This window comes from Salinifilum ghardaiensis, assembly GCF_054491345.1.
In genome coordinates, this window is record NZ_CM137101.1 from 901085 (window position 1) to 926040 (window position 24956).

General features: G+C 69.8%; 20 protein-coding genes, 1 tRNA gene, 1 other RNA gene and 2 pseudogenes. 14 read left to right on the forward strand and 10 right to left on the reverse strand.

Annotated elements, in window-relative coordinates; all coding sequences use genetic code 11:
- Positions 1-11: 11 nt before the first annotated feature.
- From ftsX to ACVGV0_RS04080, 8 genes are all read left to right on the forward strand, one after another.
- A complete protein-coding gene (gene ftsX / locus ACVGV0_RS04045; RefSeq protein WP_459158510.1) occupies positions 12-914 on the forward strand; it encodes a permease-like cell division protein FtsX in 903 nt (300 codons plus the stop codon).
- A 10-nt stretch (positions 915-924) separates the two neighbouring features.
- Complete coding sequence (gene smpB / locus ACVGV0_RS04050; RefSeq protein WP_459158511.1) at positions 925-1401, forward strand: SsrA-binding protein SmpB; 477 nt, start codon at positions 925-927, stop codon at positions 1399-1401.
- Between the two features lie 124 nt (positions 1402-1525).
- Positions 1526-1898, forward strand: a transfer-messenger RNA (tmRNA) gene (ssrA, locus tag ACVGV0_RS04055).
- 414 nt (positions 1899-2312) lie between these two features.
- Positions 2313-3281 (forward strand): alpha/beta hydrolase, encoded by a 969-nt coding sequence (locus ACVGV0_RS04060; RefSeq protein WP_459158512.1) that lies wholly within the window; start codon positions 2313-2315, stop codon positions 3279-3281.
- Positions 3263-4846, forward strand: a complete 1584-nt coding sequence (locus ACVGV0_RS04065; RefSeq protein ID WP_459158513.1) for a flavin-containing monooxygenase — start codon at positions 3263-3265, stop codon at positions 4844-4846. The genes ACVGV0_RS04060 and ACVGV0_RS04065 overlap by 19 nt, the downstream gene beginning before the upstream one ends.
- Before the next feature lie 216 nt (positions 4847-5062).
- Positions 5063-6220, forward strand: coding sequence for a Nickel transporter NicT (nicT, locus tag ACVGV0_RS04070; protein ID WP_459158514.1), 1158 nt, complete (start codon positions 5063-5065; stop codon positions 6218-6220).
- Positions 6221-6481: 261 nt separating this feature from the next.
- On the forward strand, positions 6482-7672 hold the full coding sequence (locus ACVGV0_RS04075; protein ID WP_459158515.1) for a DUF418 domain-containing protein: 1191 nt from the start codon (positions 6482-6484) through the stop codon (positions 7670-7672).
- A gap of 187 nt (positions 7673-7859) precedes the next feature.
- A complete protein-coding gene (locus tag ACVGV0_RS04080; RefSeq protein WP_459158516.1) occupies positions 7860-8234 on the forward strand; it encodes a hypothetical protein in 375 nt (124 codons plus the stop codon).
- A gap of 111 nt (positions 8235-8345) precedes the next feature.
- On the opposite strand, the gene ACVGV0_RS04085 is transcribed toward ACVGV0_RS04080, so the two are convergent.
- Complete coding sequence (locus ACVGV0_RS04085) at positions 8346-10283, reverse strand: UvrD-helicase domain-containing protein (RefSeq protein WP_459158517.1); 1938 nt, start codon at positions 10281-10283, stop codon at positions 8346-8348.
- 228 nt (positions 10284-10511) lie between these two features.
- Between ACVGV0_RS04085 and ACVGV0_RS04090 the strand changes: the two genes are divergently transcribed.
- The 4 genes from ACVGV0_RS04090 (at position 10512) to ACVGV0_RS04105 (ending at position 14446) form a co-directional block, all read left to right on the forward strand.
- Complete coding sequence (locus ACVGV0_RS04090) at positions 10512-11342, forward strand: GNAT family N-acetyltransferase (RefSeq protein ID WP_459158518.1); 831 nt, start codon at positions 10512-10514, stop codon at positions 11340-11342.
- A 148-nt stretch (positions 11343-11490) separates the two neighbouring features.
- Positions 11491-12738, forward strand: coding sequence for an MFS transporter (locus tag ACVGV0_RS04095; protein WP_459158519.1), 1248 nt, complete (start codon positions 11491-11493; stop codon positions 12736-12738).
- Between the two features lie 141 nt (positions 12739-12879).
- The gene (locus ACVGV0_RS04100) at positions 12880-13116 is read left to right on the forward strand and encodes a DUF6158 family protein (RefSeq protein WP_459158520.1); all 237 of its coding nucleotides are present in this window, start codon (positions 12880-12882) and stop codon (positions 13114-13116) included.
- Positions 13109-14446 carry an NAD(P)/FAD-dependent oxidoreductase gene (locus tag ACVGV0_RS04105; RefSeq protein ID WP_459158521.1) on the forward strand — a complete coding sequence of 446 codons (1338 nt, stop codon included), beginning with the start codon at positions 13109-13111 and terminating at the stop codon, positions 14444-14446. The genes ACVGV0_RS04100 and ACVGV0_RS04105 overlap by 8 nt, the downstream gene beginning before the upstream one ends.
- A gap of 262 nt (positions 14447-14708) precedes the next feature.
- Here ACVGV0_RS04105 and ACVGV0_RS04110 read toward each other — a convergent pair whose 3' ends face one another.
- The gene (locus ACVGV0_RS04110; RefSeq protein WP_459158522.1) at positions 14709-16049 is read right to left on the reverse strand and encodes a phenylacetate--CoA ligase family protein; all 1341 of its coding nucleotides are present in this window, start codon (positions 16047-16049) and stop codon (positions 14709-14711) included.
- A 244-nt stretch (positions 16050-16293) separates the two neighbouring features.
- Here ACVGV0_RS04110 and ACVGV0_RS04115 point away from each other — a divergent pair.
- Positions 16294-16365 (forward strand) — tRNA-Ala (locus ACVGV0_RS04115).
- Here the strand turns inward: ACVGV0_RS04115 and ACVGV0_RS04120 are convergent.
- The 5 genes and pseudogenes from ACVGV0_RS04120 to ACVGV0_RS04140 form a co-directional block, all read right to left on the reverse strand.
- Positions 16331-16843, reverse strand: a complete 513-nt coding sequence (locus tag ACVGV0_RS04120) for a hypothetical protein (RefSeq protein ID WP_459158523.1) — start codon at positions 16841-16843, stop codon at positions 16331-16333. The two genes, ACVGV0_RS04115 and ACVGV0_RS04120, sit on opposite strands and share 35 nt — an antisense overlap.
- A 36-nt stretch (positions 16844-16879) precedes the next feature.
- Positions 16880-18154, reverse strand: a pseudogene (locus tag ACVGV0_RS04125) (IS3 family transposase).
- Between the two features lie 67 nt (positions 18155-18221).
- Positions 18222-19366 (reverse strand): annotated as a pseudogene (locus tag ACVGV0_RS04130) (IS3 family transposase).
- The gene (locus tag ACVGV0_RS04135) at positions 19278-20591 is read right to left on the reverse strand and encodes an IS701 family transposase (protein ID WP_459159919.1); all 1314 of its coding nucleotides are present in this window, start codon (positions 20589-20591) and stop codon (positions 19278-19280) included. The pseudogene ACVGV0_RS04130 and the gene ACVGV0_RS04135 overlap by 89 nt, the downstream one beginning before the upstream one ends.
- Positions 20592-20709: 118 nt before the next feature.
- A protein-coding gene (locus ACVGV0_RS04140; RefSeq protein WP_459156287.1) for an IS5 family transposase occupies positions 20710-21509 on the reverse strand; the annotation gives its coding sequence in 2 pieces (ribosomal slippage) (positions 20710-21164 and positions 21164-21509; 801 coding nt in all).
- Positions 21510-21665: 156 nt separating this feature from the next.
- On the opposite strand from ACVGV0_RS04140, the gene ACVGV0_RS04145 reads away from it, so the two are divergent.
- Complete coding sequence (locus tag ACVGV0_RS04145; protein ID WP_459158524.1) at positions 21666-22271, forward strand: class I SAM-dependent methyltransferase; 606 nt, start codon at positions 21666-21668, stop codon at positions 22269-22271.
- 233 nt (positions 22272-22504) lie between these two features.
- Here the strand turns inward: ACVGV0_RS04145 and ACVGV0_RS04150 are convergent, their stop codons facing one another.
- The 3 genes from ACVGV0_RS04150 to ACVGV0_RS04160 all read right to left on the reverse strand — a co-directional run bounded on the left by ACVGV0_RS04150 (position 22505) and on the right by ACVGV0_RS04160 (position 24925).
- Positions 22505-23833 (reverse strand): MFS transporter, encoded by a 1329-nt coding sequence (locus ACVGV0_RS04150; RefSeq protein WP_459158525.1) that lies wholly within the window; start codon positions 23831-23833, stop codon positions 22505-22507.
- A gap of 68 nt (positions 23834-23901) precedes the next feature.
- Entirely contained in the window at positions 23902-24306 is a 405-nt protein-coding gene (locus ACVGV0_RS04155) for a GFA family protein (RefSeq protein WP_459158526.1), read from the reverse strand.
- A 34-nt stretch (positions 24307-24340) separates the two neighbouring features.
- Positions 24341-24925 (reverse strand): aminotransferase class I/II-fold pyridoxal phosphate-dependent enzyme, encoded by a 585-nt coding sequence (locus tag ACVGV0_RS04160; protein ID WP_459159920.1) that lies wholly within the window; start codon positions 24923-24925, stop codon positions 24341-24343.
- Positions 24926-24956 lie beyond the last annotated feature (31 nt).

Sequence of the window (24956 nt, forward strand, 5' to 3'; positions counted from 1 at the left end):
AGGAAGCTCAGATGCGCGCAAGCTTCGTACTCAGCGAGGTCGTCAACGGCCTGCGCCGGAACGTGACGATGACCATCGCCATGATCCTGACGACCGCGATCTCGGTGGGCCTGCTCGGCGGTGGTCTGCTCGTCGTGCGCATGATCGACAAGATGCAGGCCACCTACCAGGACCGGGTCGAGGTCGTCGTGTTCATGACCGACGACGTCAGCGCCAACGACCCCTCCTGCGGGCAGCAGCCGTGCTCGGGCCTCCGCTCGGAGCTGCAGCAGCTGCCCGGGGTGGAGTCGGTGGACTACGAGAACCGGGACGAGGCCTTCCAGAACTTCAACCGGGTCTTCGAGTCGCAGCCCGAGCTGCGCGACGTGGTCCGCAAGGAGGCGCTGCCGGCCTCGCTGCGCGTGAAGCTCTCGGACGAGTCGCGTTCGCAGGCGCTGGTGCAGCAGTTCACCGGGCGCCCCGGCGTCGACACGGTCACCGACCAGGCCGAGTACCTCAACCGCCTGTTCGACATGCTCAACGGAGTGCGCAACGCCACGTTCTCGGTGGCGCTGGTGCAGGCCCTGGCGGCCCTGCTGCTGATCTCCAACACGATCCAGCTCTCCGCGTTCACCCGGAGGACGGAAACCGGCATCATGCGCCTGGTGGGCGCGAGCCGCTGGTACACGCAACTGCCGTTCCTGCTGGAAGCGGTCGTGTCCGGGTTGATCGGCGCGCTGCTCGCGGTCGGCGGGCTCGTGGTCGCGAAGTTCAGCTTCCTGGACGGCGTGATCGCGCCGATCGCCTCCTCCGGGGTCGTCCCACCGATCGGCATGGGCGACATCGCCGTGGTCGCACCGGTCCTGCTGCTGGTGGCCGCGGGCATCTCGGCGGTCACCGGATATGTGACGCTGCGCCTGTACGTCCGGCTGTAGGCTGGTCGGCATGGGCAAGGAGAGCGGTCGCAAGCTGATCGCGCAGAACCGGCGCGCGCGGCACGACTGGTCCGTGGTGGACACCTACGAGGCCGGGATCGTGCTGACCGGCACCGAGGTGAAGAGCCTGCGCCAGGGCAAGGCGTCCCTGGTGGACGGGTTCGCCACCGTCGACGGCGGCGAGGTGTGGCTGCGGCACGTGCACATCCCGGAGTACACCGAGGGCACCTGGACCAACCACGAGCCGCGGCGCTCCCGCAAGCTGCTGCTGCACGGCGAGGAGATCGCCAAGCTGCTGGGCAGGGTCCAGGAGAGCGGAATGAGCCTGGTGCCGCTGTCGTTGTACTTCTCGGATGGCAAGGCCAAGGTCGAGCTGGCGCTCGCCCGCGGCAAGCAGAAGCACGACAAGCGCCGCGACATGGCCAAGCGCGATGCCGAGCGGGAGATGCAGCGCGCCATCGGCCTGGCCCGGAAGGGGCGCCGCTGAGCGCGGTGGGGCCGATCGCGCACTCCGGTGGAATGAATCAGGTGCACCGGGAATGATCGGCGCGCCTGCGGGCGTTATGCTGGGGGTGCAGCTCGAACAGCGTGCCCGCGCGAACGGGCGATGAGGGGGTGACTGGTTTCGACTTCGTAGGTTGATCCGAGGGAAGCGTGCCGGTGCAGGCGGGAGACCACCGTGAAGCGTCGCCGTCAACTAATAAGCGCCGACAACAAGAGTCAGCGCGAGTTCGCCCTCGCCGCCTGAGCGAGGAGCGACTCTGTCGGATCGGGTAAGCCTCCGTCCCGAAATCCGGCATCAGCGAGGAGGCTCACCACGTGGCCTGGTCGCGGGGCCTCGTGGGACACCGCACAGCGACTGGGCTCGTCACACCGGCTCGTCCGCGTGACCGGTGGAGCCGAGTAGAGGCGTAGCGGACTGCGCACGGAGAAGTCTCGGTGAGGCTGCGAAGGACCCGGGTTCGAATCCCGGCACCTCCACAGCACGACGAGGGGCCACCCGCACGGCGGGTGGCCCCTTTTCGCGTTCCGCGCCCGCCGGCGGCCGCCCCGGGGCCGTTCGGGAGGCCCCCTGGCGCGCAGCCGCGGGCCGGCGGAACCGCGCCCCGGTTCGGCGCCGAGGTCGGGGACGTGCGGCGGCGGCCGGGAGCGGGGATCACCCGGTTCGGCTCGTGCCCCGCGGCAACTCGCTCCGTACCGTGGAACATCACGAGCACATGATGCGCATCACCGCTCGGGGCTGCGGAGTTGCCGGGCTCCGGGGCTGCTGTCCGGGAGCTGCTGGCCGGGGATGCCGCCTGGGGCTGCGCACCGGTGGCGTGGACGAGCCCCCGGGAGGGCGACGGCGGCTGGCGAACGCGGCGGTCCGTCGTCGGCGACGTCGAGGGAGCACGTGCGATGCCGTTGGAACCGACCTCCGAGGCGTTCTTGGCCCGGCTCGCGGAGTCCGGCACGCCGCCGATCCACGAGTCGACTCCCGCGATCGCCCGGATGAGCGGCCCGATCTTCGCGGGCATGAGCGGTCCCGGACCGGAGGTCGCGGCGGTGCGCGACCTCAAGCTGGACGGCGCGGAGGGGCGGTTCCGCACCCGGGTGCTCACCCCTGCGGGCACCCCGCGGGCGATCGTCGTGTACTTCCACGGCGGTGGCTGGGTCCTCGGCGACATCGACCTGCAGCACGACCACGTGGGGCGTCGGCTGGCGAACACCACGCGCTCCACCGTGGTCCTCGTCAACTACCGCAAGGCCCCCGAGCACCCCTTCCCGACGGCGGTCGAGGACAGCTGGGCCGGGTTGACCTGGGCGGCCGAGCACGCCGCGGAGCTCGCGCCGGAGGGAGTCCCGCTGATCGTCGCCGGCGACAGCGCCGGCGGCAACATCGGCGCGGTGATGACGCTGCGGGCGCGCGACGCGGCGGGGCCGCGGATCGACCACCAGGTGCTGATCTACCCGGTGACGGACTGCGACCTCGACCGGGGCTCCTACCTGGCGCCGGAGAACCAGTTGCTGCTCGACCGGGAGACGATGCGCTGGTTCTGGGGCCACTACCTGCCGGACGAGCGGGCGCGCACGCATCCCGACGCCTCCCCGCTGCGCGCCGCGACGCACGCCGGGCTGCCGCCCGCGCTGGTCTCCGTCGCCGAGTGCGACCCGCTGCGCGACGAGGGCGTCGCCTACGCGCGGGCCCTGGAGGCCGCCGGGGTGCCGGTGGTGCTCCACGAAGCCGCGGGGCAGATGCACGGCTACTTCCAGATGGCCGGCCTCCTGCCCGGGCACGAGGAGGGCATGCGGCTCGTCGCCGAGCACATCGACGCGTTCGTCGCCGGGAGGGGAGGGCGGGCTGACCGATGTCCGACCACGACGTGATCATCATCGGGGCCGGGTTCTCCGGCCTGTACCAGCTGCACCGGCTGCGCCTGCTGGGCTTCGACGCGCGGGTCTTCGACGAGGCCGGCGATGTCGGCGGGACGTGGTACTGGAACCGGTACCCGGGCGCGCGCTGCGACATCGAGACGATCGAGTACTCCTACACCTTCGACCCGGAGCTCGAGCAGGAGTGGGACTGGAGCGAGCGCTACGCGGCGCAGCCGGAGATCCTCGCGTACGCCCGGCACGTCGCGCAGCGTCACGACCTGCGCACCGGCATCACCTTCAACACGCGCGTGGAGATGCTGGACTGGGACGAGTCCGCGTGCGAGTGGACGGTGACCACCGGCGACGGCGCGCGGGCCACCGCGCGCTTCGTGATCGCGGCGACGGGGTGCCTGTCGGTGCCCTCGCGGCCGCAGTTCGACGGGTTGGACGGTTTCACCGGCGAGGTGCACTGGACGTCGCACTGGCCGCACGAGGAGGTCGACCTGGCGGGCAAGCGGGTCGCCGTCATCGGCACCGGTTCGTCCGGGCTGCAGACGATCACCGCGATCGCCCCGGTCGTCGGGCAGCTGACGGTCTTCCAGCGCACCCCGCCCTATGCCGTGCCCGCCCACAACGGGCCGATCGGGGAGCGGCTGGCCGAGGTCCGCACGCGCTACCGCGAGTTCCGCGAGGTCAGCCGGACGACCACGGCCGGGTTCCAGTGCGGTGCGGGCACCCGGGCCCTCACCGAGACCGGCGCCGGGGAGGTCGCCCGCGAGCTCGACCGGCGCTGGGCCGACGGCGGCCTGTGCTTCATGCAGGCCTTCCCGGACATCCTCTCCGACGCGGAGGCCAACGAGGCGGCGGCCGAGTACGTCCGCTCCCGGATCCGCAGCAAGGTCGACGACCCGGAGCTCGCCGAGAAGCTCTCGCCGCGGTCGTATCCGCTCGGTGCGAAGCGGATGTGCGTCGACACGGGGTACTTCGAGGTGTACAACCAGGACAACGTCTCGCTCGTCGACGTCAACGAGGAGCCGATCCACCGCGTCACCGAGCGCGGGGTCCTCGCCGGGGAGCGCGAGCACGGGTTCGACGTGATCGTCCTCGCCACGGGGTTCGACGCGATGACCGGTGCGCTGGACGCCGTGGAGATCCGCAACGGCGAGCGGACGCTGCGGGAGAAGTGGGCGGCGGGTCCGCGCACGTACCTGGGGTTGATGTCGGCGGGGTTCCCCAACCTGTTCATGATCACCGGGCCGCAGAGCCCGTCGGTGCTGTCGAACATGATGACGTCCATCGAGTACCACGTGGACTGGATCAGCGGTGCGCTGGCGCATCTGCGCGAGCGGGGCGCGCGCCGCATCGAGCCGGAGCTCGACGCGGAGGACAACTGGGTGAACACGACGAACGACGTCGCGGCGCTGACGGTGATGCCGCGGGCGGCGTCGTGGTACGTGGGCGCCAACGTCCCGGGCAAGCAGCGCGTCTTCATGCCGTTCGTCGGCGGGGTCGGCACGTACAAGCTGATCGCCGACGGAGTGGCGGTCGCGAACTACCACGGTTTCGAGGTGGCCTGAGCGGGGAGCCTTCCCTCCTCCCGCCTGCCACTTCCGGGGCGTGGTGAACGTTTCTCGTGGGGACTCACCACGTGCGGGGCGGTCGGGTGCGGAGGAACCGCCTCCCGGGTGAGTTCCGCGCCCGGGAGGGTGAGTCGGCGGCGGTCGCGTCAAGGTTGTGTCGGCACTGTCGCACACTGTTTGCAACAGCGATCAGTTGCACAATAATGGCGCGCCATGAACGCGTCAGCGACCCGGACGACCGGTGCGGCGAGTGCCGCGCCGCAGTGGACCCCTCGCGTGCTGCGCTCCCTGGCGGGCATGGGCGCCTTCGTGGTGCTGCTCAACGTGGTGGGCTGGGGCGTGTTCGGCCTCGTCGTCGCCCCGCAGAACGTCATGGGCGGTGCGGGCGCCTTCGGCGTCGGCGTGACCGCGTTCCTGCTCGGCGTGCGGCACGCGTTCGACGCCGACCACATCGCCGCCATCGACAACACCACGCGCAAGCTCGTCGGCGAGGGCAAGCCCGCCGCCGGCACCGGCTTCTGGTTCTCCCTCGGCCACTCCAGCGTGGTCTTCGGCCTGGCGCTGCTGCTGGCCGCCGGGATCGGCGCGCTCATCTCCCCGGTGCAGAACGAGAACTCGCAGCTGCAGTCCACCCTCGGGCTCGTCGGCACGCTCGTGGCCGGCGTGTTCCTCCTGCTCATCGGGTTGATGAACCTGTTCGCGCTCGGCGGCGTGCTGCGCGTGCTCCGGCGCATGCGCTCCGCGGGGCTGGACGAGGTCGAGCTGGAGCGGCACCTGCACAGCCGGGGGTTCCTCGCCCGCCTGCTCAGCCGCGTGATGCGGCACGTCAGCAAGCCGTGGCACATGTACCCGGTGGGGCTGCTCATGGGGCTCGGCTTCGACACCGCCACCCAGATCGCCCTGCTCGCGCTGGCCTCCAGCTCGGCGGCGCTGACCCTGCCCTGGTACGCGATCCTCGTGCTTCCCGTGCTGTTCGCCGCGGGCATGTCGATCTTCGACACCGCCGACGGCGTGCTCATGACGTGGGCCTACGGGTGGGCCTTCCTGCGCCCCGTGCGCAAGATCTTCTACAACCTCACGGTGACGGTGCTCTCGGTCGTGGTCGCCTTCGGGATCGGGGGCGTCGTCCTGGCCGAGCTGCTCGTCGAGCGCTTCGGCATCGAGACGGGTCCGCTGGCCTGGATCGGCGGGATCGAGCTGGAGAACGCGGGGTACGTCATCGTCGGCCTGTTCCTCGTCACCTGGCTGGTCGCCGCGGCGGTCTGGAAGTTCGGCGGGTTCGCCGAACGCGATGCCGCCGAGGCCCGCAGCGCCGCGGCCGCTGAGGACGCCGCGGCCACCAGGGGCACCGCGGTGGGCTCGGCCGAGTGAGGCAGGTGCGATCACCCCGCGGGTCGAGGACCCTCAGCCCGCGGTGGCAGGCCGAGCCGCGACCCGCGCCCGACGCGCGAGCAGGCACGCGCGGTGCAGGCTGATCACGTGACCGATGCGAATCCCCCCGGCGCGGCACCCGGAGCCGCGCGCACCCCCGCGGAACCACCAGCGAGCCAGGACCCAGCGAGCCAGGGCCCAGCGAGCCAGGACCGGGCGAGCCAGGACCGGGCGAGGCCCGCCCGGGCACGCGTGATCGGCGTGGACATCGCCCGCGGACTGGCCGTGCTCGGCATGTTCGTCGCGCACGTCGGCCCGAGCCGGTTCACCCCGGACGCGGGCGGGGCCGCCGAGGTCCTCGACGCGCTGTCCGCTGGCCACGCCTCGGTGCTCTTCGCCGTCCTGGCCGGGGTGTCGCTGGCCCTGCTCAGCGGTGGGCACGCCCCGCGCGCCGCAGCGGGGCCGCGGCGGGACCGGGTGCGCATCACCGTGCGCGCGGTGCTCCTGCTCCTGCTGGGCATGGTGCTGACCGAACTCGGCGCGCCGATCATGGTGATCCTGTCGTCCTACGGTGCGTACTTCCTGCTGGCGCTGCCGCTGCTGCGGGTGCGGCCCGCGGCGCTCGCCGCCACCGCCGCCGTCTGGGCCCTGCTCGGCCCGGTGGTCTCGTTCGCCCTGCGCAGCGGCATCGAGCAGAGCACGGCCGGCGGTGCCGTCGCCTTCTCCGACCTGACCTCCCCCTCCGGCGCGGGGCAGGCCGCGCTGCGGCTGCTGCTCACCGGGACCTACCCGGTGCTGACGTGGATGCCGTTCGTCCTCGCCGGCATGGCGCTCGGGCGGCTCGACCTGCGCGCGCGGGCCGTGCGCCTGCGCGTGCTCGCGACCGGGGCGTGCCTGGCCGCGCTCGGCTACGGCGGCTCGTGGCTCGGACTGCACGTCTTCGGCGGGATCCGCGCCCTGGAACCGCTGCTGTCCGTGCTGCGCCCGCTGGGCGAGCGGCTGGGCGAGGATCCGCTGGAGCTGCTGGCGACGACTTCCTTCGGCGCCGCGCCCACCACGGGCGGTCCCGCGGTCCTGCTGCTGGCCGGGCCGCACTCCGGCACCCCGTTCGAGATCCTCGGCTCCGGCGGGTGCGCCCTGGTCGCGCTCGCCGTCTGCCTGCTCCTCGGCGACGCGCGCGGCGGTGCGGTGCTGTCGCCGCTGGCCGCGACCGGAGCGCTCGCGCTGACCACCTACACCGCGCAGGCGCTGGTGCTCATCCCCGTGCTGGGCGAGGCCGGCGCGGGATCGCCGGCGCGGCAGCCGTGGTTGCTGCTCGGCGCGTTCACCGCCGCGACGCTGCTGCTGTGCGGCCTGTGGCGGTGGTGGCTCGGGCGCGGGCCGCTCGAACGGGTGCTGCACCGCGCCTCGGTGCTCGTGGCGGACCGCGTGCCCGGCGCGCGGCAGGGGTGAGCCCCGCTCCGGCGGCCGCCGAGGCCGAGCGCCCCCGGGCAGTGCTCCCGGGAATCTGCCCGCTTTCGGTGATTTTCCAGGGCACGCGCCCCTCGTTGGCGGTGGCGGCGCGCGCGTGTGGCATGCTGGCGGATCGCGGGTCGGGGTGGCCGGCACCGGCCCCCGACGGAGGGGAAGGAGCTCGTCGATGCCGCGTGGCGGGGTGAGGCCGCTCAAGACGTTCGGGCGCATCGACCCGTTCTGCTGGCTGGCGGCCGTTCCCGGGGTGATCATCGCGATCGTGCTGGCCATGCTGGGCACGTGGGTGCTCGGCTTCGTGGCCCTCGTCATGGTCGCGCTGCTGCTGCTGTTCGACTCCTGGGCGAACCGGCCGTTCCCGGAGGAGCGCCCGTCCCGGCGCGAGGGCACGCCACCCCCGCCCGGCGGCTCGCGGGAGCGCCCCCGCGGCGGTGCGGGCGCGCGCCCCGGCTCGGACCGGACGCGGAGCACTTCTTCCCCGGGCACGGCGCAGCGCGGGACGCAGAACCGGCCGCCGCGTTCGCCGCAGCGCCCGCGCCGGTGAGCGCACCGGCTGGTTGCCCGACGTCCGCTGTCCGGGCGAGCGGGCCGGGGTCGGCTGGGAGCCCGCGGAACCCCGAGCCGGCCCGCGGCACCAGCCGTTCCGCGGAGCCCCTCAGCCGGACGCCGCGTCGGTGATCGTCCCCGCCCAGAGGAAGTCGGCCGCTCTGCTGCGGGCGACGAGGCGGAGCCGCCGCTCCTGGTCGTGCTCCTCCGGGTGCTCGGGCGGCGGGACCTCCGGATCGTCCGGGAGGAACACCGCGCGGAACTCGGCGTGCGCCGCCCGGTGCACCGTGCCGACGAACACCTGCGCCGCGCGGTCGCCGCGCCACTCGTCCACCCAGGCCACGGGGTAGCCCGCGGCGCGCAGCGCGTCCTTCCACCGGCGCGCGGTCGCGTTGGTCCGCGTGAGCACCGCCGCGTTCGCCCACGCCGGCCGCGCGCCCGAGTGCGCTCGTGCGGTGAGTTCGGCCAGCCCGTCGAGCAGCGCCTGCTGCTGGTGCTCGGCGCCCCCGGACCACTCGACGACCTGCCCGCCCCCGGAGAGCGGGACGGCCGGAGCTGCGGACGCGGTGTGCACGTCGTCGAAGCGGTTGCCCGCGTCGATCCTCCGGGCGTCGGCGGCGAGGGCTTCGCGGTTGCGGTAGTTCCACCGCAGCACCTCGTGGCGGCCGCGCAGCGGAACGCCCGCGTCGGCCAGGCACCAGCCGCCGGAGTGGATCTGCTGCTGCCCGTCGCCGACGAGCAGCAGCTGGTTCGGCCCGTCGCCGCTGATCGCGTGCACCAGGCGCAGCCCCAGCGGGGTCAGGTCCTGCACGTCGTCGACCACGGCCATCGCGTACGGGCGCGACAGCGGGTGCCGCTGCAGCTGTGCGAGCGCGCGGGCGAGGACGTCGTTGTGGTCGAGCGCACCGCGTGCGGCCAGTTCCCGCTCGTAGGCCTGGTAGAAGTGCCAGACCGCGTCGTGCAGCCGGGCCGGGAGCCGGCCCGGGCCGGTGCGGGGGACGTGGCGGTAGGCGGTGGCGTCCGCGATCCCGCGGCCCTTGATGACCCGGTCGATCTCGTCGCGCCAGTACGCCTGGCGCGGCCGGAACCGCCGCAGCGGTTCGGTGCGGGGATCGCGCCAGGCGGCCTGCAGCGCCCGGCGCACCGCGTCCTCGTCCACCTCCGCGGGCTCGCCGCGCGCGTGCAGGAGGTGCTTGGCCCAGCCGTGCAGGTGGGCGAACTCGACGCGGTGCTCCACCTGCGGTGCCAGGCGGCGGAAGCGGTCCCGCGCCGCCCGCGACGCGGTGGAGGTGTGCGCGGTGAACAGCAGCGCGCCGTCGACGCGGCGCGCGTAGTGCGCAAGACGGTGCAGCGCGAGCACCGTCTTGCCGGTGCCGGGCGGGCCGGCGAGCCGCGCCGGTCCCGCGTAGCGCCGCCGCACGATGCCGGCCTGCTCCTCGTCGGGGAAGAGCCGCCAGTCCCGGCCCGCGTCGTCACCGGGGTGTTCGGCCGGTGCCGCGGTGCCGGCGGGATCGGTGCGGTTGCGCTGCTGCGGGAGGGTGCGCGCGGTCCAGCCGTGCGGTTCGAGGTCGAGGGTGTGGCCGGCGAGGTGGTGCGCGAGCGCACGCGCGTCGTCCGGGGTGAGCACGACGTCGCCGCGGTGGAGGAGGTCACCGGCGGCGCGGGCGTCGAGCAGCTGGAAGTCGGCGGGGGCGGGCACCGGGTGGTCGCCGGGGTGCACGGCGGTGGTCCGCAGGGCGGTGTCGGCCACCGGCCCGGTGGCGGTGCGCGCGTTGGCGAGCAGTTCCGCGGTCCACCGGAACGCGCCGCGGGCGTGCTCCGCCGCGGGGGGCTCGGCGCGCAGCAGGACGACGAGGACGCCGCGCGGGCCGACGAGCACCGCGTCCGGCCGGTGGGGCGGGGTGTCCGGGGCGAGCGCGTGCAGCAGCGCGTACCAGCCCTCGGCGTGCGCCAGGCGGAAGCGCTCGGCGACGGGGCGTTGCCAGCTCGGCAGCGGCGGTCCGGTGGAGTGCCTGTCTCGCCGGTGTTCGCGGGAACGTCCGGACACGGCGCCTCCCTGTAGCGTCGCGGGCACGCGCGGTGCCGACTTTACTGCTGTGCGGAGCTTTTTCGAGGGGTCGCCGGGTGGATCACCCGGACGTCGCAGGAACGGCGCGGCATCCGAGTGAAACCGTCCGATGTGGATGGACACGTGCGGTGGATCACCCCCCGTGCTCGCGGAAAGGCCCGACCGGGCGAGTGCACCGGCCGCCGATCGTGCCCTCAGAATGGTCGGGTGGACCCATTGCACGATCCGGACGACGAGGCGCTGCTGAGCCCGCGGCAAGCGCGCGACCTGGCGGGCCTGGTGGAGAACACCCGGATGGCCTCGGCCGTGGTGCGCTACGGCGCGCGGACCCGGGTGGGGGCGGCGGCGGTCGTGCTCAACCAGGACAACCCGCTGCCGCAGGCCAACCACGCCTGCGGGCTGTGGGGCACCCTCGCCGAGGTCGGCAACACGCTGCTGGAGCTGGAGCAGGTCTTCGCCGAGGCGGGGCGCGCCGAGGCCGTCGTCTACGCCTCGCCGACGACGGTCGCCGAGATCGACGGCATCGCCGACGACACGGGATGGCGGGCGGTCGAGGAGGGCATGGCGCTGCTGCACCGCGTCGAGCAGGCAGGTACCGAGCACACCCGCGCCTGCACCGGTGACGACCTGCCCGGAGTGGTCGAACTCCTCGCCGACGAGGAGGGGCTGTCGGCCACCGCCGAGCAGCGCCTGCAGCGCAACCTCGGCCACCGGGTGGACGACGGGAACTGCGTGCTGCGCGTCATCGCCGAGACCACCGACACCGGCGAGCAGCGGGTCGCGGGGTTCGCCCAGGGCTTCGTCCACCGCGGGGTGGGGCTCGTCGAGCAGCTGCACGTGCGCCCGGGACGCCGGCGCCGCGGGTTCGGGCAGGCCCTGGCGCGGGAGGCGGTGCAGGCGCTGCGCGATCGCGGTGCCCTGCTCGTCGCCGCGCACAGCGAGGAGGGCGGGGCGGCCGAGCGCTTCGCCGAGAAGTGCGGCTTCGAAGCCGTCTACCCGGTGACGACCTACGCCCGCGGCATCGACGAACTGCTGTAGGGAGTCCGCGGGTCGGCCGCTGCGCGGGAATCCGGCACCGGATGGAATCCGCCGGCGCGCGGCGGTGTTGTGAACATCGGCACGCGCGTCTTGGGGCGTTGGCCGCCGGCGTGCTTGCCTGAACCGCTCCCGAGCGAAGGAGGTCAGCGTGGGCGGGTCCGCAGGTGCACCGGCGCACTCCGGCGACGACACCGGGACCGAGCCGGCGAACCCCGCCGCGGAGCGGATGCCCCGGGAGATCTGGATCCTCGTCCTCGGCAACTTCATCATCGCCGTCGGCACCGGCATCATCGCCCCCGCCCTGCCCGCCTTCGCCACCAGCTTCAACGTCGGCGTCACCGCCGCGTCCGTGGTCATCAGCGGTTTCGCCTTCATGCGACTGGCCTTCGCCCCGGCCAGCGGCCGGCTCGTGGGCCTCTTCGGCGAACGCCCCGTCTACCTGTGGGGCATCGGCATCGTCGGCCTGAGCACGGCGGCCTGCGCCGTCGCCGGGGCGTACTGGCAGCTGCTGCTGTTCCGCGGTCTCGGCGGCATCGGCTCGACGATGTTCACCGTCTCCGGCGTCGCCCTGCTCGTGCGGCTGGCCCCGCCGCACCTGCGCGGCCGCGCCTCCGGCATGTGGGCGACGAGCTTCCTGCTCGGCAACATCAGCGGTCCGATCGTCGGTGGTGCGCTCGTCGGGTTCTCGCTGCGGCTCCCGTTCGTCTCCTACGCGGTCGCGCTGGCGCTGGCCACCCTCATCGGCTGGCTGATGCTGCGCCGCTCCCAGCTCGCCGCCCCCGACACCGGCGGCGAGGAAACCACCATGAGCGTGCGCAGCGCCCTGCGCCGCCGCAGCTACCGCGCCGCGCTGCTGTCCAACTTCAGCAACGGCTGGGCCGTCTTCGGCGTGCGCATGTCGCTCATCCCGCTGTTCGTCGTCGAAGTGCTGCACGTCGACCGCTCGCTGTCCGGGGTGGCGCTCTCCGTGTTCGCCGCGGGCAACGCGGCGGTGCTGCTCGTGTCCGGCCGGCTGTCCGACTCCTGCGGGCGCAAGCCCCTCGTGCTGCTCGGGCTGGCCGTGTCCGCCGCGGGCAGCGTGGCGCTGGGGCTCAGCGGCACGATCGCGTGGTTCATGCTCGCCTCGCTGGTCGCCGGCATCGGCGCCGGTCTGCTCAACCCGGCGCAGAACGCCGCCGTGGCCGACGTCGTCGGGAACAGGAGCAGGGGCGGGCCGGTGCTGGCGGGCTTCCAGATGTCGGCCGACCTCGGGGCGATCCTCGGACCGCTCGTGGCCGGCGCGATCGCCGAGGCCCTGTCGTTCCAGCTGGCGTTCGCCGCCACCGGTCTCGCCGCCGTGCTGGCCTTCGCCGCGTGGGTGGGCGCTCCCGAGACCCGCGAGAAGCAGGCGGGCTGACCGCCGCCCGCGCGCCGCGACCGAAAAGCCGAGATCACGGGTTTCCCGCACCGCGATCTCCGGGTAGTCCTGCTGCAGCGCCGGGGTCGCGCGGACCCGGCGTCGCCACACCAGCCAGGCCGGCCAGCGCTGGAGGACGACATGACCACGAACAGCGGAGTGCCCGGTCACGCACTCGACGAGGGCGAACTGCTGCGCGAGCTGCGGCACCTGCACCACACGCGCAACGACACGTTCCTGCACGGCTCCGACGACGCGCTGCGGGAGCACACCGCCCGCACGTTCGAGCTGGAGCAGGAGTACCTGCGGCGGCACCCGGACCGGGATGTCGATCCGCGACGTACCCGTACCGGCGCGAGGGAGGCGCACCATGTCTGAACCGCGCATCGTCGTCATCGGCGGTGGGCACGTCGGATTGACCCTCGCCCTGCGGCTGCAGGAGAGGATCCGGCCGCAGGAGGCGCGCGTGACCGTGGTCGACACGCAGCCGCACATGACGTACCAGCCGTTCCTGCCCGAGGCGGCGGCGGGCTCGCTCGAACCGCGGCACGTCGTCGTCCCGCTGCGCGCGGCCCTGCCCCGGTGTGAGGTGCTCACCGCGCAGGTCGGCGGCATCGACCAGGAGCACCGGCGCATCAGCGCGACGCTGGCCGACGGCACGGAGGAGCAGATCGGCTACGACTACCTCGTCGTCGTGCCCGGTTCGATCTCCCGCGCGCTGCCGATCCCCGGACTGGCCGAGCAGGGCGTGGGCTTCAAGACCATCGGCGAGGCGATCTACCTGCGCAACCACGTGCTGTCGCGGCTGGACATCGCGGCGAGCACCGCCGACGAGAAGCTGCGGCGCCGACTGCTGACCTTCACCTTCGTCGGCGGCGGGTACGCGGGCATCGAGGCCATGGCCGAACTGGAATGCATGGCCCGCCACGCGATCGAGTACTACCCGCAGCTGCGGCAGCGGGACATGCGCTGGGTGCTCATCGAGGCGATGGACCGCATCATGCCCGAGGTCAGCCGCGCCATGGGCGACTACACCCGCCGCCGGCTCGAAGAGCGCGGCATCGAGGTGAAGCTGGGGACCACGGCGAAGTCCTTCACCGACGGCCACGCCCAGCTCTCCGATGGCGACGAGTTCGAGACCGACACGATCGTGTGGACCGCGGGCGTGAAGGCGCACCCGATGCTCGAGGACAGCGACCTGCCGCGGGACGGCGCGGGGCGCGTGCAGTGCCTGCCGACGCTGCAGGTGCGCGGCACCGACAACGTGTTCGCCGCCGGCGACTGCGCCGCCGTGCCCGACCTGACCAGCAAGGATCCGGACGCCACGCTGGGGCCCTCGGCGCAGCACGCCGTGCGGGAGGCACGCGTGCTCGCGGACAACCTGCTGGCCGCGCTGCGCGACGAGCCGATGCAGGTGTACAAGCACAAGCACGCCGGCTCCGTGGCCGGGTTGGGGCTGTACCAGGGCGCGGCCGAGGTCTACGGCGTGAAGCTCAAGGGGCTGCCCGCGTGGCTGCTGCACCGGGTCTACCACCTGGCCAAGATGCCCACGTGGTCGTTGAAGGGCCGCATCCTCGGCGACTGGCTGATGGAGCTGCCGCTGCGGCGGCAGGTGGTGGCGCTCGGCGAGCTGCACCACCCGCGCGCCGAGTTCGTCAAGGCGGCGAACACCCGCGGCCTGCCCAAGCCCAAGGAGCAGGCCGGGTAGGGAGCCGCGCTGGCAACGACCTCACCCGGACGAGGTTTGCACGTTTCGCGAGGAATGCGCAAAACGCTGGTCACGGGCTCGGGAAGGGGATCGCGGAAGTGCCGCTCCCCTCGTCGGTTCACCCCGACGCAGGAGCGGCGTTCCGGAGGGCCCGGTCGCAGGTCGGAGCGGGAGCCCCCGCCGCGGGCCGGCAGCCGGTGCAGGCCGGTGCCACCAGGCGGCAGGCCGGTGGCCGCCCGGCGCAGGTCGGCGGTAGGCCGCGTCACTCCAGGCCCGGCAGCGGGGGAGGGCCGTGGTGCCACCGCACCAACCTGACCGTCGTGCCCGCTTCGGTGCGGGGGATGTGGTGGGGCGGGAAGGCCCGCACCACGCAGCTGAAGCCGAGCCGGCCGCGCAGCGCGGTGACCAGCTCCTGCTCCAGGTGCTCGGTGTCCTGCCCCGCGTGGTGCACCTCGACCCCGATGCGCAGCTCCGGCCGCGAGCGGTCGCGCCGGTCCTCCACGAGCAGGTAGTGCGGGGCCACGCGCGGGTCGGCCAGCAGCACCTGCTCGATCTCCACGGGGTAGACGTTGACCCCGCGGATGATGAGCATGTCGTCGGTGCGCCCGAGCACGCGCCCCATGCGCCGCAGCGTGCGCGGCGAGTCCGGTGCCGGGGGGTGCAGCGAGGCGGTGTCCCCGGTGCGGTAGCGCAGCAGCGGGGTGCCGGTCTTGGTGAGCGTGGTGAATACGAGCTCGCCGGGCATGCCATCCGGCAGGGGAGTGCCGGCGGCGTCGACCACCTCGGGGTAGAAGTGGTCCTCGGCGATGTTGAGCATGCCCTCCGAGTCGAGGGATTCGCAGGCCACCCCCGGGCCGATGACCTCGGTGAGGCCGTAGATGTTCAGCGCCCGCAGCCCGAGCAGCTCCTCGATCTCCGCGCGCATCTCCTCGGTCCACAGCTCCGCGCCGAACACGCCGCAGCGCAGCGAGAGCTGGTCGGGCGTGATGCCGGTCGAGCGGAACGCCTCCCCGAGGTAGATGGCGTACGACGGGGTGCAGCACAGCACGTCCGGGGCGAGGTCCAGCAGCAGCCGCAGCTGCCGGTCGGTCGCCCCGCTGGAGGCCGGCAGCACGGTGCCGCCGAGCCGCACCACGCCGTGGTGCACCCCGAGACCGCCGGTGAACAGGCCGTAGCCGTAGGCGCAGTGCACCAGGCTGCGGCGGGTGGCCCCGGCTCCGCCGAGCGCGCGGGCCATGACCTCGGCCCACACGTCGATGTCGTGCGTGGTGTACGGCACGAGCGTGGGGCGACCGGTGGTGCCGGAGGAACCGTGCACGCACACGATCTCGTCCTCCTCCGCCGTGCGGAGCCCGAACGGGTAGTGGTCGGCGAAGTCCTGCTTGGTGGTGAAGGGCAGCCGGGGCAGGTCGTCGAGCGTCACGTCCGCCCCCGCGGACACGCCCGCCTCCCGCAGCCGCCGGCCCTGCACGCCGTCCGCGTGCAGCAGCCGGTCGATGAGCCGGCGCAGGCGGCGTTGCTGGTTGGCTCGCCGTCTTTCCGGGTCCGCCCCCTCCACCTCGGGCGCGACCAGCTGGGGAGGAACGCGTTGAGTCACGGACACGCTTCATGGTGTAGCAGCTCGCGGCGCCGCGCGGTAGGTCCGGGTGAGCGGTCTGCGGGGCGGATCGGCGTGGTGTTCGGACTTTCGGGGAATGAACACCGTTTCAGGGCCGTTTCCAGGGGAGACGCGCTGCGCGGCCCCCCGTGAAGTGGGCCGTGAAGGTCGTGTAGAGTGTTCACCGCAGGCAACGGAGGGGCCGGGGCGGAAAGCCCGGGAAATCCCGAGGTTGCCAACAGGAGAACACGGGGCTGTGGCGCAGTGGTAGCGCATCTGACTGGCAGTCAGAGGGTCAGGGGTTCGAATCCCCTCAGCTCCACCTTAGAGGTACTACTAGAACACGTGCCTGATTGAAGGCCCTGGAGTAGTACCGCGACGCCGGAAGGCGAGGACGGGCCACCCGCTTGGCGGGTGGCTCTTTTGCTGTCTCGGGGCACCGGAACGGTGGGCATGCTGTGCTGTGTGTCTCGCGTTGATCGTTGCGTCTGCTGGATGGCATGGAGCTGACTGAACGGTTGCTGGAGATCGTGGTCGGTGACTTCCTCGTCCTCGATGTAGATGTTGTGGAAGACCGCCTGGTTGAGCAGGCGCCGCTGCTCGTCGTTGCACCGCCGGTACAACTGTTCGGGGCGTTCGAGCAGCTTCAGGCTCACGTCGATCAAGCGGGCGGCATCGGTGAGGTCGGCGGAGGCGGTGTCGAGGCGCTGGTTGAGGTGCCGTCTCTGGCGTTCGATGTCGCGGAGCTTGGCTTTGACCTTGGTCTGCGGCAAGGTGCCGTCGGCTGCGAGGTCGATCAAGTTCTCCTCCTGAACCGCCCCGGGGTGTCCGGAGACTTATCGGTGTGTGAGCTCAGCGGCGGGCTGGGCTCGGTGGTGAGCGTAGTGGGTGGCTTCGAGCTCGGCTGGTGGGATGTCACCGCAGTACTCGTAGAGACGTCGGTGATTGAACCAGTCGACCCATTCGGCGGTCGCGAGCTCGACCTGCTCGACAGTGCGCCACGGCTTGCGGGGTTTGATCACCTCGGTCTTGTAGAGGCCGTTGATCGTCTCGGCGAGCGCGTTGTCGTAGCTGTCACCGACGGTGCCGATCGACGCGTCGATGCCGGCGGCGGCGAGTCGCTCGGTGTAGGTGAGCGATGTGTACTGACTGCCCGCGTCGGTGTGTTGCACGAGGCCAGCCAAATCCGCCTGGCCGTCCCGGTTTCTGGTCCAGATGGCCTGCTCGATCGCATCCAGCACACGATCTGTGGTCATGCTCGTACTCGTGCGCCAACCGAGGATGCGGCGAGCGTAGGCGTCGATGACGAACGCGACGTAGACCCACCCCGACCAGGTCGAGACGTAGGTGAAGTCGGCTACCCACAACACGTTGGGTGCGGGCGGGTTGAACCGGCGCTGCACCAGGTCAGCCGCCCGCTCGGCAGCGGGGTCGCTGATCGTGGTGCGCTTGACCTTCCCGCGCACCACACCGTGTAGGCCGAGCTCGCGCATGAGCCGCTCCACCGTGCAACGGGCCACCGTGATGCCCTCCCGGTTGAGTTGCAGCCACACCTTTCTGGCCCCGTAGACGCCGAAGTGGGCCTCGTGCACTCGGGTGATCTCGGTTTTGAGCGCCTCGTCACGGCGATCCCGAGCCGAGGGCGTACGGGTCAGGTGGTCATAGTAGGTCGAGCCGGCGATCGCACACCCGTGCTCGGACAGCACGGCGCAGATCGACACGGGCACCCCATCGCAGGCCATCACCGTCGCGATGACCCTGATGCTCGCGGATGAACGCCACGATCACCGAGACGGCCGGTCGAGTTCGGCCGCAAAGAAAGCCGAGGCCGCCTTCAAGATCCCGTTGGCGCGCTTGAGCTCGGCGTTCTCGCGCCGCAGCCGCTTGAGCTCAGTCGACTCCTCGGTGCTCACACCCGGCCGAGCACCATCGTCGATCTCAGCCTGGCGCACCCACTTACGGACCGTCTCCGGCGTGCCCACTCCCAGCAGCTCGGCCACCGCGGCCATCGCCGCCCACTCCGACTCGTGCTGACCCCGCACCTCGCCGAACATGCGAACCGCACGTTCACGCAGCTCCGGCGGGTACCTCCGCGACGTGTTCCCTGACATGAGACCTCATCCTTCCCAAGGACTGAAGTGGTGTACCTCGGGTTTGGCGGAGCCGGGTTTCTGGATTTCATGCCACGGTGAGCCTGCTGCGTTCGTACTCGACCGGCGTGTGCATGTCGAGTCGGCTGTGGCGCCGCTGGCGGTTGTGCCAGATCTCGAGGTACTCGAAGATGGCGTTGGCCAGCTCCAGACGCGTGCGCCAGCGTTGCCGGTCGAGCAGCTCGACCTGCATGCGTGACCAGAAGGACTCCATCATCGCGTTGTCGTAGTAGTCCCCGATGCTGCCTATCGAGGGAACGAGCCTGGAGTCCTTGGCACGCTGGGTGAAAGCCCAGGAAGCGAACTGAACTCCCTGGTCGGAATGAATGATGCCCCCGCCGGTGGGCTGCCGGTTGTCGATGTCCATGCCCAGCGCGTTCGTGACCAGTGCAGAGGTAGGCGAGGAGTCGATCGACCACCCCACAACACGGCGTGAATAAGCGTCGAGCACGACCGCGCAGTACACCTTGCCTTCGCGGGTGCGATGCTCGGTGATGTCGGTCAGCCACAGCTGATCGGGTCCAGCGCGGGTGAACTCGCGATCGACCAAATCGGTGGCGATCTGATCAGGCTTGGGCCGGCGCCATCCTCGCCGGCCGGACACACCGGCCAGTCCGGCCCGTCGCATGAGCATTTCTACCGCCCCGTGCCCAACCTGGATTCCACGGCCCAGGCGCAGCTCGGCATGCACACGACGAGACCCGTAGGTGCCGTGGGAGTGCTGGTGTATCTCGGTGATCAGGTCAGTCAGCCAGGCATGCCGCACGGATCGGGCCGACGGTGTTCGAACAAGCCACTCGTCATAGCCCGACACGGAGACGTCGAGAACCCGGCAGGACACCTCAACGGGGATGTTTTCGGCGGCCATCACTTTGACGGCCTCGTACTTCCTTTTGGGGACACCACCTCTCGCGTGAGCTCGATCGCCCGCTGGGTCGCGCGCAGCTCGGTCTCCAGCTCCGCAATCCTGCGCTTGGCTTGCGCGAGTTCAGCCTTCTCACCGCTGGTCAGGCCCAGCTCGAGACCGCGATCGATACGGTCTTGGCGTCGCCAGGTGTAGATCGATTGATCGCTGATCCCCAGGTCATGAGCGATCTCCGCGACCGGCCTCCCGGCCTCGACCAGGTCCAGGACCTTGCGCCGGAACTCCGGCGGATACCCACGTCGTCCCATACCACTCTCCGTTCAAGATCAAGTGGCATGAAATCCAACAACGCAACTCCGGGCAACCCGGGGCACACCAAAGCCTCCGGACACACCGGGGCGACTCAAGGCCGAGGCCGTCTTTGAGTTCGCGGTAGTCGTGTTCGATGCGCCAGCGCATTTTGGCGAGTTGCACCAGCTCACGCGCCGGTGTGTCGGTGGGCAGGTTGGACAGCCAGTAGTCGGTGGGTTCGGGCTCGCCTGGGGGCCATTCGGCGATCATCCAGCAGGCGGGCAGGTTTCCGTTGGTGTCTCGGGCGTTGTTGCGGTTGGCCGGGCGTACCCGCAGGGTCACAAAGCGCGAGCGCATCGCGCCGGTGCGGTTGCTGGCGGTTTTCTTCGTGCCGTGGCGCCAGGTCACCTGCCGCAGTGCTGTCCTCCCGGCGGATAGCGCCAGCGTGCGGAGGTCAGTGGGCTGGTGCGGATAGCCGGGTTTCGGCGGGCGCCCGGTGCCGGGCCAGGGTGGTGTGGTGATCTCGGCGTCGCCGGGCTGAACACTGGTGCTGGCCTTGACCGCCACGACGTAGCTCAGGCCGCGTGCAGCGAGCTCGCGGCGGAACTCGGTGATACCGCCGTAGCCGGCGTCGGCCACCACCGGCCGTGCCGACAGGCCCCAGTCACTGATCGCCTCGTCGAGCATGTCCAGCGCCAAGCGCCACTTCTCCCGATACCGCACCTCGTCGTCGATCTTGGCACGAGCCCGGCGACGCTGGATGCGCTCTGCGGCCTCGGCATCCTCGGTGGTGTGATCGTCCCAACTGACGGGCAGGAACAGGCGCCAATCCAGCGCGGCCGAGGCCCAGTCGGTGGCCGCGTGCAGGCTGACCCCGACCTGGCAGTTACCGGTCTTGCCCAGCGCCCCGCAGTACATCCGCGCCACCCCGGGCGAATCGAGACCGTCCTTGGGAAAGCCGGTGTCATCCAACACCCACGCCCGCGGTTGCAGAAACCGTTGGGCCCAGCCCGCCAGACGCTGGCGCACCCCGGCGTAATCCCACGTCGACGAGGACACGAACTGCTGCAACTGCTGATGATCCACCTCAAGCCGCTGCGCCATCGGCTGCATCGACTTGCGCTTGCCATCCAACAACAGCCCACGCAGATACAACTGGCCCTTGGCCCGCTGATCCCGCCGCGACAGACCGCCCAGCATCTGGGCCGCGAACGCCTCCACACGCGGGGCCACCGACCGCATCTCCTCCGGAGTCACCCCAAGATCATCACACAGAAGATCAACACCTAACAAAGCCCTACTAGGAGACGTATGTTGCGCGCACGGCCACCATGAGCGTGCAACTACGCCCGTAGAGCTCCTAACGCATTGGTTGTGGGAGTCGGCGCCAGCAGATGAGGCTGGTGGCCAGGGTGAGGAAGCCGTTGTGGATGTCGGTGCGGCGCTCCCAGCGGGTGGCCAGGCGTCGGAACTGGTGCAGTAGTGCGAGGGTTTGTTCGATCACCCAGCGCACGGGTTGGTTGTTGTCCCGGGTACCACGGCGGCTGATCAGCGGTCGGATTCCCCGCTGTCGCAACAGAATCCGGTGATGATCATAGTCGTAGCCACGGTCAGCGACCAGAACGTCGGGCTTGCGTCGCGGTCGGCCAGGTCGGCCGCGCACGGGCGGGATGGCTTCGACCAGTGGGAGGAGTTGGGTGATGTCGTTGCGGTTGCCGCCGGTGAGGATGGCCGCGAGCGGCAGCCCGCGGCCCTCGGTGATGAGGTGGTGCTTGGAGCCGGTCTTGCCGCGGTCTACCGGGCTGGGGCCGGTCGCTGACCCCCTTTTTTCGCCTGCACATGGGACGAATCCACGATCGCTCGTGACCAGTCGATCTGACCGGCTGCGTGTAGCTCGGCGAGCAGCACTTCGTGGAGTTCAGCGAAGACGCCCGCCTCGTGCCAGTCCCGTAACCGGCGCCAGCAGGTCATCCCCGAACCGAACCCCAGCTCCTGGGGAAGGTCTTCCCACCCAATGCCCGTGATGAGCACGAACAAGATGCCTTGGAGCACCTGCCGGTCCGGCAACGGCTTCGGACCGGTCTTACCGGCCGGGCGTACCGGCAGCAACGGCTCGATGCGCTCCCACAACGCGTCCGAGACGATCCATGGCGCAGTCACACCAAGATCATCTCACATCAAGATCATCAATGTGTTAGGGCCTCGTAGCCGAATAGTCTGAGTGCCGCGGCCAGATGGCTGGATCCGAAGTCGTAGCACTCTCCGTTGCGCGACCCGAATCACGACCATTCAATGGTATCTGCGAAGATACGCTGGGTGACCAACGAACGCACGAGCCAGGCCTACGGACAGCGGGCTGAAGATTACATCAGCCTCCTCGGCAATATCAACGCGACCGCACCTCCTGATCGCGATCTGATCGGCACCTGGGCGCGTAAGCAACCCGAGGGACCGATCCTCGACGTAGGATGCGGGCCGGGACACTGGACGAACTGGCTGCGCGAACGGGGGGTAGACATCGAGGGCGTCGATCCGACACCGGAATTCGTCGGCGATGCCCAGAAACGCTTCCCGGACATCCGGTTTCGGGAAGGCATCGCTGAACAACTCGATGTCGCCGATTCGAGTCTGGCTGGTATCCTCGCCTGGTACTCACTGATCCACATGCAGCCGGACCGCATAACCGGCGCGTTTGCCGAGTTTGCCCGGACCATCAAACCCGGTGGCGGACTCCTCGTCGGTTTCTTCGAAGGGCCAGAGATCGAACCCTTCGACCATGCAATCACCACCGCGTACTTCTGGCCGATCGACCGCCTCAGCCGCACGATCGAGGAGGCCGGTTTCGCCGTTACGGTCCGCGACACCCGCGTTGATCCCGGAGTCCGACCGCACGGCGCGATCATGGGGTACCGAGTCGACTGACCACTGCGTCACAACGGCCGTTGCGGCGGTGAGTCTCTTCCCTGTTATGCACCAGAGCGCTTGAGATGCCTGCCCCCTTTACCCACAGGGGGCAGGCACAGCTCTTACTGCCTCATCCCGTCTGGGAGTGTCCCGAACGCATCGATATGGCCAGAGTTCCGAGCGCCAGCAACAAAAGGACTCCGCAAACCCCGTACAACAGGGACAAACTACCCGTGTACGCCGAACACAGGTCAACGTTGCCGACTGAACCACAGGCACGACTTCCGTGCTCCACCCAGGAGTTCTGGGTAGCACCGTCGCCGACGGTTACCGATCTCCCAGCGGGATTCCACGACATCCCGACTGCGGTGAGGACACCGACCAACGCGACACCGATCGCGTTGAAGGAGAGTCGAGCGGCATTGATGACCCCAGCAGCCACCCCCCCTCTCGTCCTCCGGGAAAGCGTGCATCGCGCCGTTCAGCGTCGTCGGTTGGGCCAACCCGACGCCCACTCCGATAGCCGCCAAAGCGGCCAGCAAGCCATACTGCGGCATATCCACCCGAAAGACGACCAGGCCGCATACTCCCAGCAGGACGAACCCCAAGCCACACGCAGTGATCGTCTCCGCCTTGAACCATTTGGAGATGCGCCCCACACTGCTCGCTGCCAACGCGAGGCAGGCCGCGAGCGGCAAGATCCTGACGCCCGTGCCCAGCACACTCAGGCCTCGACCGAACTGCAGGAAAATGGGCACCGTAAACAGAACCACGGCCATGACGAGGAACAGGATCGTCAGCGTGACGATTGATCCGGCGAACGACCAGTTCTTGATCCTCTCCGTCATGACCAACGGTGCGCCGCTCGTCTTCTGGCGAACACCGAACGCAACACCAAGCACCAAGCTGCCGCAGATCCCGATAATCGCATACATCGTGCTGCCGGGCACCCCGACGTAGATCAGACCGAAAATGAGCAGAGCCACACCGCTTGCCAGCAAGACGACGCTGATCCAGTCGATGACCCGCACCGCGGTTGCGCGGACATTGGGCAATGCCAGCATCACCACTGCAAAACCGACAGCGCAAACGATGAGGTTGACGAGGAAGATCGATCCCCACCAGTACCGGTCGAGCAGGATCCCGCCGACAATCGGCCCGAGGGGGAGCCCCAGAGCCGCAGCGGCCGACCAGTAGCCGAGCGCCCGTTTCGCCTCGCTTTCCGACCCAAGCTTCGTGATGCACGCGAGACTGGCGGTCAGAATCGCCGCACTTCCGAACCCCATCATCGTTCTGGCCAGGATGACCCAGCCGACTGAGGGTGACCACGCTCCCAGAGCGGATGCCGCGCCGAATAGCGCGATCCCACTTGCCAGGACGTTTCGCGTGCCGAACTTGTCCGCCAGGCTCCCCGTAACCGTGATCGCCGCAGCGCCCGCGAGTGTGTAGATCGCCGTCACCCACTGCATGTCTGACGTGGTTGCGTGCAGAGCTTCTGTCATCGTGCCGATAGCGACGTTGATGATCGTAATGTCCATGTTAACGACGAGCACGCACAGGCAGAGAACGAGCAGCGCCACCGTGCTCATCCGAGGTTTGCCCACGTGTACTTCCGCTTCACGAGTCATGACACCCCAAGAATTCCGCACTATTCGGTGACTTGGTACGTTCCAGCATCCATGCTGGTTTGCCAGTTTTCGCCGTCGAATTCAACCCACTCTATGTAGTCGGCAAAGTCCAGACTGATGCATCGAGCATTGACGCTCCGGTACCCGACCGGACGAGACTTCGGCCGGTAGAACGGCATCACGCCACAGACGACGCAGAAAGTATGGTCCGCAATGCGATCACCGAATCGGTATTCCTTGAGGTGCTCCGAACCCGCTACTAGCTCGAATCTCGAATCGGGAACTAGCAGCTCTTGGTGACCGGACTTGTGGCAGATGCCACAGTTGCAGACTGTCACCGTCAACCGCTTCGTCAGAGCTACTTGGAACCGGACATTCTCGCAGTGACACGCACCGTCTAACCAATCCAGCGGCTTGTCGATCACTTCGTTCTTCCCTTCTTAATTGGGCTCTCCGGCACTACAGAGCCGGATCCTCCAATACCTCACGCACCACTTCGGTGAATCGTACGATGTCCTCCGTTTCCATGTTCGCCCTGATTCGCACTCGCAGACCCCCATGACCTCGCGCAACCACGGGAAAGAAGTCCGGTTCGACGTAGAATCCCCGTTCTAGCAACTTTTTCGAGGCGTCGATGGTCCTCTTCTCGTCACCGAGCGGGATAAACCTGACGGGCCAGGTGTTATCCGAGCCCTCGACCAATCCGGAGGCATCGAACTCCTGCACGTTCTTGACCAGACGCTCCTGCAAAATGGGCAATTCAGGTGATCGGTGGATGTCGATGGAGGCTTCGATGGCACCGAGAGCTGCGGTGTTCAAACGCTGCGACCACATGAAGGGGCCGCCGCTCCGAAGCAGGTGGTGTCGCATTTTCGTCTTGCCCCGCGGCCCGAACAAGATTGCTCCGCCGGACGCGCCGAATCCTTTGTTTAACGACGTGACCACCACAGTGCGGTCGTTAATGGAATCCATTCTGTCGAGAACGGGGCCCTCTCCATGTGTCCCGACCACGGATGTCCCGTGCGCATCATCAAAGAAGAGGATTAAGAGGCCCTAACACATTGATGATCTTGAT